General features: G+C 57.7%; 8 protein-coding genes and 1 pseudogene. 4 read left to right on the top strand and 5 right to left on the bottom strand.

The window, feature by feature from the left end; all coding sequences use genetic code 11:
- Positions 1-123 precede the first annotated feature (123 nt).
- A pseudogene (pelG, locus tag H4J77_RS18455) lies at positions 124-786 on the top strand (exopolysaccharide Pel transporter PelG); the annotation flags it as partial.
- A 46-nt stretch (positions 787-832) separates the two neighbouring features.
- On the opposite strand, the gene yejK reads toward pelG, so the two are convergent.
- The 5 genes from yejK to H4J77_RS18430 all read right to left on the bottom strand — a co-directional run bounded on the left by yejK (position 833) and on the right by H4J77_RS18430 (position 7400).
- On the bottom strand, positions 833-1840 hold the full coding sequence (yejK, locus tag H4J77_RS18450; RefSeq protein WP_182249893.1) for a nucleoid-associated protein YejK: 1008 nt from the start codon (positions 1838-1840) through the stop codon (positions 833-835).
- A gap of 65 nt (positions 1841-1905) precedes the next feature.
- Positions 1906-4755, bottom strand: a complete 2850-nt coding sequence (locus H4J77_RS18445; protein ID WP_182249891.1) for a valine--tRNA ligase — start codon at positions 4753-4755, stop codon at positions 1906-1908.
- Positions 4756-4887: 132 nt separating this feature from the next.
- Entirely contained in the window at positions 4888-5379 is a 492-nt protein-coding gene (locus tag H4J77_RS18440) for a hypothetical protein (protein ID WP_123889127.1), read from the bottom strand.
- A 3-nt stretch (positions 5380-5382) separates the two neighbouring features.
- Entirely contained in the window at positions 5383-5814 is a 432-nt protein-coding gene (locus H4J77_RS18435; RefSeq protein ID WP_182249889.1) for a DNA polymerase III subunit chi, read from the bottom strand.
- A gap of 95 nt (positions 5815-5909) precedes the next feature.
- The gene (locus H4J77_RS18430) at positions 5910-7400 is read right to left on the bottom strand and encodes a leucyl aminopeptidase (protein ID WP_182249887.1); all 1491 of its coding nucleotides are present in this window, start codon (positions 7398-7400) and stop codon (positions 5910-5912) included.
- A 150-nt stretch (positions 7401-7550) separates the two neighbouring features.
- Between H4J77_RS18430 and lptF the strand changes: the two genes are divergently transcribed.
- The 3 genes from lptF (at position 7551) to H4J77_RS18415 (ending at position 10559) form a co-directional block, all read left to right on the top strand.
- Positions 7551-8654, top strand: coding sequence for an LPS export ABC transporter permease LptF (gene lptF / locus H4J77_RS18425; protein ID WP_123889130.1), 1104 nt, complete (start codon positions 7551-7553; stop codon positions 8652-8654).
- Complete coding sequence (gene lptG, locus H4J77_RS18420) at positions 8641-9702, top strand: LPS export ABC transporter permease LptG (RefSeq protein WP_123889131.1); 1062 nt, start codon at positions 8641-8643, stop codon at positions 9700-9702. Before lptF ends, lptG begins: the two co-directional genes overlap by 14 nt.
- A 473-nt stretch (positions 9703-10175) precedes the next feature.
- The gene (locus tag H4J77_RS18415) at positions 10176-10559 is read left to right on the top strand and encodes a response regulator (protein WP_182249895.1); all 384 of its coding nucleotides are present in this window, start codon (positions 10176-10178) and stop codon (positions 10557-10559) included.
- Positions 10560-10643: the final 84 nt, after the last annotated feature.

Here is a 10643-nt window from a genome sequence, read left to right as displayed (position 1 = left end):
GAGGTCAAGAAGTTTAGCATCCATAGCGACGGCGGCAGTTGGGTCTGGTTGGTGTTGTGGTGACCCAAACTTAACCCAGCTTGTCCGCCGTCCCTACTAAATTCCCGCTAATCCGCGATGAACCTTTTTTATAACCTTGGCATCTGGATCGACAAATTTATCTTCTGGTTCAATCCCGGTACTTCGGAACAGGTGATCGGGCCGCTGCGCGCCTCCATGCTGTACGACTTGCCGATTTTTCTGGCCTATCTGGCGATTATTCCGGGTATGGCGGTGTTTCTGGTGCGTATCGAGACCGACTTTGCCGAGTGGTACGACCGCCTCTTTACTGCGATTCGCGGTGGAGAAACCTTACAGCACATTCGCCAGCTGAAAAACGAGATGACCCTCTCGATTCGTCAGGGGTTGCAGGAGATATGCAAGGTTCAGGGGCTTACGGTGCTATTGCTGTTTCTCTTTGCACCCGCATTGCTGGATCGGCTGGATATCTCCAGTCACTACCTGCCGCTGTTTTACGTGGATCTGGTGGGGGTGAGTATTCAGGTGGTATTTATGGCGCTCCTTAATGTGTTCTTCTATCTCGACAAGCGTGCACTGGCTTTGGAGTTGTGTGCGCTCTTCGTGTTGTTGAACGCCTTATTAACGCTGATAACGCTGCAGCTGGGGCCGAGCTTCTTCGGCTATGGCTTTACTGTATCGCTGATGATCTGCGCTCTGGTTGGTCTGTTCAGGCTGTCATCAGCACTCGATAGTCTCGAGTACGACACCTTCATGCTGGAGCGCTGAGACCCTCTGCCGGTAGGTCACCGGCAGAGGGTGTAGCTATGCAGTCTCAGCGCTTTTTGTTGCGTAGCTGCTGTACCAGGCCCTTGGGTGGGTGCTTGATGACGAGCGCGTCATCACTCTCGTTGTACTCGACCCGCTCACCGAGCAGGTGAGATTCGAAGCTGATCGAGAGGCCATCCGCTTTGCCATAGAAACGCATGAAGTTGCTCAGGGTGCGCTTGTCCGCAGGGATTTCGGGGTTCAGGCCATAGTCCTTGTTGCGGATGTAATCGTAAAAGGCGCGTGGCTGTTCTTCATCTATGACGCCTGACAGCTCTTCCAATCCAACCTGTTCGCCTGCGCGGGTCTGACTGTTGACGTAGCCAGTCATGGCCTTGGCTTTGTCCTTGACCAGCTCTGGCTCCATCGAGGCCTCGCCGACATAGTCGCTGAAGGCTTGTAGTAGCGTGTTGGTTTCCTCTTCCGGGTTTGATCCTTCAACGCAGCCAATAAAATCACGGAAGTAGTCCGACACGCGCTTGCCGCTGCGCCCGCGGATAAAGGAAATGTAATTCTTCGAGGTCGCGTTCTGCTTCCATTCGGTCAGATTGATGCGCGCTGCCATATTCAAACTGGATAGGTCCAGGTGACGCGCTGAGGCGACGTCGAGCTGCTCGGTTACGGTGACGCCTTCGGTATGGTGCAGCAAGGCGACGACCAGAAACGCAGTCATGCCCTGGCGATAGCGGATGAACAGCACATGACCACCCAGCGCCAGGTTGGAGCTTTCCATCAGGGTTTTCAGCTGTTCGCTGGCTTTGCTGGTAAAGCCGACAAAGTCCATATCCTGGTCGATCAGTTGCTGTAACCAGCCGCTGAACGGATAGGCGCCGCTCTCTTCGTGAAAGTAGCCCCAAGCTTTGTTGGGTTTGCTGTTGTAGGCCTCGATCAAGCCTGCCAGCAGCTGCTCCAATGCTTCAGAGTTGGCCAGCTCGGCGTCACGCAGCGTCAGGCTGGCGGGCTGGCCATCCGGTTTCTTGTGAATCTGGTGAACGATGCTGTTGTCGATCGGCATAGTGGGTATCCCGCGGTGGCTTGCTATGGGGTGGCGCCGATCCCATGATCGGCGCCGTGCGGCATTTACAGGCTGGCGATATGCTTGCGCTGTTCGCTCAGCTGGGACAGTGCCTGCTCAGCGTCGGCCAGCTTGGCACGTTCCTTATCGATCACGGCGGGTGGGGCCTTATCGACGAAGCCCGCATTCGACAGCTTGCCGCCAATGCGTTTGACCTCGCCCTCAAGACGACCGATTTCCTTGTCCAGGCGCGCCAGCTCGGCGGTCTTGTCGATCAGGCCGGCCATGGGCACCAGCACTTCCAGCTCGCCTACCAGTGCGGTAGCCGACAGCGGTGCCTCTTCGCCTTCAGCCAGTACCGTCACGCTGGACAGCTTGGCGAGCTTCTTCAGGAAGGTATCGTTTTCCTGCAGGCGGCGTTGATCTTCGCTGCCCACTTTGCGCAGCAGCAGCTCCAGCTCCTTGCCGGGGGCTACGTTCATCTCGCCGCGAATGTTGCGCACGCCAAGAATCAGTGCTTTTAGCCACTCGGCGTCGCCCTCGGCGGCGGCGTCAATGCGATTCTGGTCTGCTTCAGGCCAGGGCTGCAGCATGATGGTTGCGCCGCTCTTGCCTGCCAGTGGGGCGATGCGCTGCCAGATCTCTTCGGTGATGAAGGGCATGAAAGGGTGGGCCAGACGCAGAGCTGCTTCTAACACGCGGACCAGGGTGCGGCGGGTGCCGCGCTGGCGTTCGGCTGAGGCGTTCTCGTCCCAAAGTACCGGCTTGGACAGCTCCAGATACCAGTCGCAGTATTGGTTCCAGATAAACTCGTAGAGCGCGTTGGACGCCAAGTCAAAGCGGAACTGATCGAGTTGGCGAGTCACTTCGGCCTCGGTGCGCTGCAGCTGAGAGATGATCCAGCGATCGGCCAGCGTCAGTTCTACCGGTGATCCGTCAGCGCCGCAGTCCTTGTCTTCGCACTGCATCATGACGTAACGGGTGGCATTCCAGATCTTGTTGCAGAAGTTGCGGTAGCCTTCTACGCGGCCCATATCGAACTTGATGTCGCGACCGGTAGAGGCCAGCGAGCAGTTGGTAAAGCGCAAGGCGTCGGTGCCGTAGGCGGCAATGCCGTCGGGGAACTCGGCGCGGGTCTGCTTCTCGATCTTTTCGGCCAGTTTGGGTTGCATCATGCCGCTGGTGCGCTTGCTGACCAGTGACTCCAGATCAATACCGTCGATGATGTCCAGCGGGTCCAGAACGTTACCCTTGGACTTGGACATCTTCTGGCCCTGGCCGTCGCGCACCAGACCATGCACGTAAACCGTCTTGAATGGGATCTGCGCGCTACCGTCGTCGTTCTTCATCAGGTGCATGGTCAGCATGATCATGCGTGCGACCCAGAAGAAGATGATATCGAAGCCGGTGACCAGCACGTCGGTCGGGTGGAAGGTCTTCAGCGCTTGGGTCTGTTCGGGCCAGCCCAGGGTTGAGAAGGTCCACAGGCCGGAGCTGAACCAGGTATCCAGTACGTCTTCGTCCTGGCGCAGCGGTGCGTCGCCCAGGTTGTGTTTGGCGCGCACTTCGGCCTCGTCGCGGCCGACATACACATTGCCAGCCTCGTCGTACCAGGCTGGGATGCGGTGGCCCCACCAGAGCTGGCGGGAGATACACCAGTCCTGGATGTCGCGCATCCAGCTGAAATACATGTTTTCGTACTGTTTGGGCACAAACTGGATGCGGCCATCTTCAACGGCTTCAATCGCCGGCTCTGCCAGCGGTTTGGTGGAGACGTACCACTGATCGGTCAGCCAGGGTTCAATGACCACACCGGAGCGGTCGCCTTTGGGCACCTTGAGAGCGTGAGGCTCGATCTTTTCGAGCAGGCCAAGCGCGTCGAAGTCAGCGACTATCTGCTTGCGCGCGGCAAAACGATCCATACCGGCATAGGCCTCCGGCAGGCTGGCATCGAATTCGCTGTTGACGCTGCCATCAATATTGAAGACCTGTGCCTTGGCCAGTACGGCCGCGTTCTGGTCGAGAATGTTGATCAGTGGCATGGCGTGGCGCTTGCCCACTTCATAGTCGTTGAAGTCGTGGGCGGGGGTGATTTTCACACAGCCGGTGCCAAACTCGGGATCGCAGTAATCATCGCCCACAATCGGAATGCGGCGACCAACCAGCGGCAACTCGATAAACTTGCCGATCAACGCCTGGTAGCGCTCATCATCCGGGTTAACGGCTACGGCGGTATCACCCAGCATAGTTTCCGGGCGCGTAGTGGCAACAATCAGGTAGGTCTTGCCATCAGCCGTGGTGGCACCATCGGCCAGTGGATAGCGCAGATTCCAGAGTGAGCCTTGCTCATCATGGTTCTCGACTTCCAGGTCGGAGATCGCGGTGTGCAGTTTCGGGTCCCAGTTGACCAGCCGCTTGCCGCGGTAGATCAGGCCGTCTTCATGCAGGCGAACAAAGGCTTCCTTGACCGCTTCGGACAAACCGTCATCCATGGTGAAGCGCTCGCGGCTCCAGTCCACTGAGCTGCCCAAGCGACGAATCTGCCGAGTGATATTACCGCCAGACTCTTCTTTCCACTCCCAGACCTTGTCCAGGAATTTTTCCCGCCCCAGGTCATGGCGACTAACACCTTGAGCGCCCAGTTGACGCTCTACAACCATCTGGGTGGCGATACCGGCATGGTCGGTTCCCGGTTGCCACAGGGTGTTGCGACCCTGCATGCGGCGGAAACGGATCAGGGCATCCATGATCGAATTGTTGAAACCATGCCCCATGTGCAGGCTGCCAGTGACGTTCGGTGGCGGCAGGGCAATGGTGTAGGACTCGCCAGAGCCCTGTGGAGCGAAGTAGTTGTTCTGCTCCCAAGTCTGGTACCAGGAGGATTCAATGGCGTCGGGCTGGTAAGTCTTTTCCATGGGTGTACTGGTTATCCGGTAATCAATGAGCGATCAGCGCAGTCGCACGGCTCGATTGGCCGTTGGCGAATGTGGCGCAGAGAAAGCCGCCATTATAGCGGTCCGGAGGGGGTATGGCCCAGCCCGGTAGGCTTATTTCAGCTGCTCACGCACTATCTGTTGCAGTTTGCGCTGCATCCGCTTGCGCAATTCGTCTTCGATGGTGGGGATCAGGTCGTCGATCACGCCCTGCAGAATCAGCTGAGCTTCGGCCTGCAGACGGGCTTCCATGCGGACTTCGCGCGCGGTGGTGGCAGTGGCGGAAAGAGCTGGGGGGGGCTCCTCACCAGACATCAGCTGGTCTAGCTGCATCCGCTCTGCCGCCAATTTGGCCAGTGATGCGTACGGCAAAAAGGGGTTGTGTGCCTTGTCCGCGGGACGCGGCGGCAGGCTATAGGGGGGCGTTACATGAGAGCCGGATGCCGGCGGCGCGGTGGGCGCGGGAATGACATCCTGCAGCAGCGGGATGTCGAGTTGATCATCGGGCGAGGTTGGCTGCGCTTCGCTCTGCTCATCGAGCAGGGTACGAATCGACTCCAGGTCTTCCAGCAGTCGTGAGGGCTCCGAAGGGTCGCGCTGCTTCATGATTCATCCTGCTATCCGTATCTGATGAGATTGTAGAGGATAGCCCCGTTCACGGTAGAAACGGAAGCGCTCGCGTGCGGGTACGCGAACCACATCCTGTTCGACCACAATTTCTGCCAGACGGGCAAAGCGGCTGAAGAAGCCCGGCGTCAGGTCACTCAGATTGATCAACAGGTCATTATGCTCACCGGGATCGTCTCCGCAGCCGCACACGACGGGCTCGTCTACTTCTTCGCCGCGCAGGGCATGAGGCAGGAAAGCCTCTTCGCGAAACGACCAAAGTAGTTGATCAAGCTGCTCCGCCGCGGCTTCGTCCTGGCAATGCAGGTAAACGTGGTGGCCCTTTTGCCAGGCCTTGTGAGCCAGACGGCAGGCGTACTGCAAGCGGGTAGCTGGCTGTGCGCTGTTGAGCAGGTAGAAGTCGATACGGGTCATAAGGGTAGCCTTAAGCTTCAAGCAGCAAGCTACAAGTGATGACCTGAGGCCTCGAGAGCCTTGGGCTTGTCGCTTGTAGCTTGCCGCTGCTGGCATTAGCCAGCCTGATTAAGCAGGTACTGGGTCAGCAAAGGTACTGGGCGACCGGTTGCGCCTTTGTCCTTGCCACCGCTGATCCAGGCCGTGCCAGCGATATCCAGATGCGCCCAGCGGTACGCTTTGGCGTAGCGCGAGAGGAAGCAGCCTGCGGTGATGGTCCCGGCTTTGGGGCCGCCGATATTGGCCATGTCGGCGAAGGGGCTATCCAGCTGCTCCTGATACTCCTCGAACAGCGGCAGTTGCCACGCCCGGTCGCTAGCCTGGGTGCCGGCACTCAGCAGCTGCTGCACCAGGTCATCGTCGTTGCCCATAAGGCCTGAGGTATTGCCGCCCAGGGCGACAATGCAGGCACCGGTCAGGGTGGCGATATCGACCACACTGGCAGGCTTGAAGCGCTCAGCGTAGGTCAGGGTATCGCACAGTACCAGGCGTCCCTCGGCATCGGTGTTGAGTACTTCGACCGTCTGGCCAGACATGGTGGTGACAATGTCGCCGGGCTTGGTAGCTGTGCCGCTGGGCATGTTTTCGGCAGAGGCAATCAAACCAATCAGATTGATCGGCAGCTGCATGGCGACGATGGCCTTGATCACACCAAACACGGTAGCGGCGCCGCACATGTCGTACTTCATCTCGTCCATGGTCGCTGCAGGCTTGATGCTGATGCCGCCAGTGTCAAAGGTAATGCCCTTGCCGACCAGAACGTGTGGCTGGTCCTTGGCCTTGCCGCCCTGGTAGCTGATACGAATCAGCTTGGCCGGCTCGACGCTGCCAGCGCTGACCGAGAGCAGCGCGCCCATGCCCAGCGCCTTCATGTCTTTCTCTTCCAGCACTTCGACGTCCAGCTCCTTGTGGGCCTTGGCCAGAGCCTTGGCTTCCTTGGCCAGATAGGTTGGCGTGCAGACATTGCCAGGCAGGTTGCCCAGTGTGCGCGTCAGGTTCATACCCTCGCCGATCGCTGCGCCCTGGGTGACCGCTAGCTTCAATGTGGCGGCATCGGCCTTGTCGGCGGACCAGAGAGCGACCTTTTTCAGCTTGGGCTTGTCGGCCTTCTTGCTTTTGAACTGATCGAATTGGTAAAGATTGTCGTAGCAGGTTTCAACCAGCAGGCGCGTCTGGGCATACAGGTCGCGATCCTTGACGGGGAGGCTGGTGAAGGCAAATACCGCATCGCTGGCCGCTCCATTTTTCAGGGTCGTGATGGCTTTTTGCGCTAGTCGACGCCAGGCGCGATCACTAAGCGCCTCGTCTTTACCACTGCCAATCAATAAAATGCGTTGCGCTGCAATGCCCGGCAGAGCGAACAGCATCAGCGTATTTCCGGCCTTGCCGTCGAGGTCGCCGCTCTTCAGTGCGGCGCTGATTTGCCCGCCGCAGGCGCTGTCCAGCTGTGCCGCTGGGCCACTGAGGGTTTTGCTTTCACTGACCGCGACCACCAGACAGCCGCATTTAATCGTTTCCAGTGCGCCGTGCTTTACGTTGAACTCCATGGTGCTCCCCAAGACAAATCGTGATGATTGACTGATAATACGGGTTAAATCCCGTGGGTGTCTGTCGGGCTGCTGCTGGCAGACATGTCAGTCCTGCATTCTGGCCTATTCGTGCCGACCCTTAAAGACCCCGAGCCAAGGAACTTATCTGTGATTGTTTTTCGCTATCTGAGCCGTGAGGTTTTACAGACACTGGCTGCGGTGAGCGGCGTACTGCTGCTGATCATCATGAGTGGGCGCTTTATCAAGTACCTGGCTCAGGCCGCCGCCGGCCAACTCGACTCCGGCGTCTTGTTCATGATCATGGCCTATCGCCTGCCGGGCTTTATGGTGCTGATTCTGCCGCTGGGTATGTTCCTCGGGATATTGCTGGCCTACGGTCGACTTTATCTCGATAGCGAAATGACGGTGCTGTCGGCGACGGGTATCAGTGATCGCAAGATTATTGGTTACACCCAGGGGCCGGCGTTACTGGTGATGCTGATTGTTGGCCTGCTGAGCTTTTGGATTGCGCCTGCCGGGGTGTTGAAGACGCAGCAGTTGTTCAACCAGCAGGATGCGTTGACCGAGTTTGATACGCTGGCTGCTGGCCGCTTCCAGGCCTTGGGCAGCGGTAAGCGGGTCACCTATGCGGGTGGCTTGTCGGATGATCGCACTCAGCTGGAAGATATTTTTATTACCGAGCGTCGGGGGGAGGGCGAGGATGCCAAGCTGGGCGTTCTGGTTGCCGCCACCGGCACGCAGGAGTTGAACGCAGACGGTAGCCGCTACCTGGTGTTGAATAAGGGCTTTCGCTACGAAGGTCAGCCGGGGCAGCCTGATTTTCGTACCATTGAGTACGATACCTACGGCGTTTTGCTACCCAAGCCCGAGGTGCAGACCGAGGTGACAGATCGCGAGGCTATGTCGACCGGCCAGTTGTTGCAGGAACCGGGGCTGGATGAGCGCGCTGAGCTGCAATGGCGCATAGCGATTCCGTTACTCGTTCCTATCGTTGCTTTTTTTGCCGTACCGCTGTCGCGAGTCAATCCACGTCAGGGGCGTTTCCTCAAGCTGTTGCCGGCGATTTTGCTCTATATGGCCTACTTGGCGCTGCTTATCAGTGCGCGGGGCTGGATGGAATCGGGTAAAACTCCGGCCGTTCTGGGCTTATGGTGGGTGCACGGGCTCTTTTTGACTATTGGTTTGCTTCTCAACTGGCGGGCGCTGCTGGCGCCAAGCCGCGCCACTGGAGGTGCCCATGCGCAAGCTTGATCGTTACATTGGCAACTCGGTGTTGCTGAGTATTCTGGTAGTTCTGGCGATAATCCTGGGCCTTGATCTGCTGTTCGCCTATATCAATGAGCTGGGTGACCTGGAAGGCGGCTACGGCCCGGTACAGGCATTGCTTTACGTGCTGCTTACAGTGCCGCGGCGGCTGCATGATTTGTTGCCACTGGCAGCGCTGGTCGGTTGTTTGGTGGGCTTGGGCACCCTGGCCAGCAACTCGGAGCTGACCATCATGCGCGCGGCCGGTGTTTCCATTGCGCGCATCATTGGCTCGGTCATGAAGCCTCTGTTGGTGCTGATGGTGTTGGGGGTATTGGTTGGCGAGTATGTGACTCCTTACACCGAGAATCTGGCAGAAAGTCGCCGGGCGATCGCAGAAGGGAGTAATGAGGCGGTTAAGGCGAAGGGCTTATGGCATCGTGAAGGTGAAGACTTCATTCACATCAACGCGGTGCAGCCCAATGGCGTATTGCATGGCGTGACGCGCTATCGCTTTGATGGTCAGCGCCATTTGCTGGAGGCCAGCTTTGCGCGCCGCGCTACCGTGCAGGACAACGACTGGTTGATGGAAGACGTGCAAACCACCCGCTTTGCCGATGATGGCCAGAGTGAAGTGCTCACCACCTTCCAGGATCTGTGGAATATTCATTTGTCGCGCGATCTGTTGCGCGTGGTCCTGCTTGATCCGGAGGTGCTGCCGCTCAAGGGCATCTGGCAATATCAGGAATATTTGTCTAATCAGGGCTTGAACAATAAACCTTATTGGCTCGCGTTCTGGAAAAAGCTCTTCCAGCCATTGGCAACGGCCGCGCTGGTATTTGTCGCTATTTCCTTCATTTTTGGCCCCCTGCGCTCGGTGACTATGGGGCAACGCCTGTTTACCGGTGTGTTGGTCGGCTTTGGATTCCAGATAGGGCAGGACCTGCTCGGGCCCTCGAGCTTGGTATTTGGCTTCTCGCCGCTTATTGCGGTGCTGTTACCGATAGCGCTGCTATTTGTAATAGGCGCTTATTTGTTGCGCCGGGCGGGCTAGACGTCAGTTAAACCTGTATTGATGCAGTTCAGGCACCTGGTCCGGGATTGTCTGTCAGGTCTCGCAAAGGCAGAGTTTGTGCGCTGGCAAGCGGCGGTGTGAGAACGCTCCGGTTTGTTTGTTGTACAGCTGGATATGCAGTTTGCACGAGGCTGTTCTGGATCAACGGCTCAGCCCCCGTCAGGAGCGTAATCTCTAACGCATATTGCGCGAATGCCTTACCAATATATTCAAGCATGCCCAGCCCCAGGTTATTTCGGTGCAGTTATCGGTGGAACCGAATCGGCTTGTGTTGCAATATCAGAATGATGGCGCAGGGATGCTGTCGCTAGTTGAATAACCAACAGCCGGACTGGGTTTGCTTGGTATTCAACAGCGCTGCGCCGAGTTGGGTGCAGAGGTTTGCTGGTGCTCACCGCTGCATGGCGGCCCGGCGACGCAATGTGATATCCCGGTAAAGGCGAGCTGAAGTGATGAATGATGTCCTGATTCTGGAAGATCAAAAGGATGCTCAGGACTGGTTGGCAGAGGCCATTTTAATGGCTTGGCCTCAGGTCCGGTTGAGCGTTTATGGGCGTTTGGATGGCGCCCTGCAAGCACTGGAATCGGGGCAGCCCGATCTTTGTCTGGTCGACCTGCAGCTGCCGGACGGCTCAGGTATTGACTTCATTCGCCAGTGTAGCAAACGGTATCCCGCAACCTTGCTCGTAGTCGCCACTATATATGACGATGATATGCATCTGTTTCCGGCGTTGCAGGCAGGAGCCAACGGTTATCTATTGAAAGACGATAGCCAGAAACAGATCGCGCTGGCGCTAGCCCGGATTTCTCATGAGGGGATAAAAGAAAGCGGCTGAAAGTGCTATAGTTTCAGGACCTTACACCGTTCACCAAGCACCAACAGCCGCTATCCAAAATGGTACCTGAAAAACTGACCTTCT

This window comes from Pseudomonas sp. 5Ae-yellow, from assembly GCF_014077575.1.
GTDB classification, from domain to species: domain Bacteria; phylum Pseudomonadota; class Gammaproteobacteria; order Pseudomonadales; family Pseudomonadaceae; genus Halopseudomonas; species Halopseudomonas neustonica.
This window is presented reverse-complemented; position numbering and strand designations above follow the sequence as displayed.